This is a genomic window from Vibrio sp. 378, assembly GCF_033339435.1.
In genome coordinates this window covers 1-523 of sequence record NZ_JAWOUO010001162.1, presented here as the reverse complement: position 1 = coordinate 523, position 523 = coordinate 1, and the positions used below count along the sequence as shown (strand labels likewise).

The 523-nt window shown below is 42.8% G+C and carries 1 protein-coding gene; it reads left to right on the top strand.

Annotation, left to right across the window (positions count from 1 at the left end; genetic code table 11):
• Window positions 1–252 precede the first annotated feature (252 nt).
• A partial coding sequence (locus R7Q48_RS30930; protein ID WP_318134234.1) for an NAD(P)H-dependent flavin oxidoreductase occupies window positions 253–523 on the top strand: 271 nt, incomplete at its 3' end.

Genomic DNA, 523 nt, shown 5'->3' with positions numbered 1-523 from the left:
AAGTAAGGTTTCGCGAAACAGAGCAACTTTAAAAAAGCACGTAACTCAGGCGATTGAATTGGATCACATAAATTCATGTCAGTAATCGCTAATTGACGCGGAATATCATTTTGAGTGGGCGTTGAGTGCACAGAAATAACAACGCAGTTGGGTGAAAATTAATCGATATGAGATAGTGGACATATTGATGCGTATCAGTGAAAGCGCGCATAAAACAACAAAAACTCAGTTGGATGAACTCAAGGAAGAACGATGAAAAACAACGCATTTAATGCACTTTTGGGGACAGAGTTACCGGTTATTCAAGCCCCAATGGCTGGCGTGCAAGATAGCCAAATGGCCATTGCTGTGAGTAATGTTGGCGGGCTTGGCTCGTTACCTTGTGGAATGCTGAATAAAGACGCCATCGTTAAAGAACTCCAACTTATTAAACAGGCGACCAATCGACCGTTCAACCTCAACTTTTTTTGCCATGAGATGCCGGAATACGACGCTAACAAGCACGAAGAGTGGCAAAAAACGC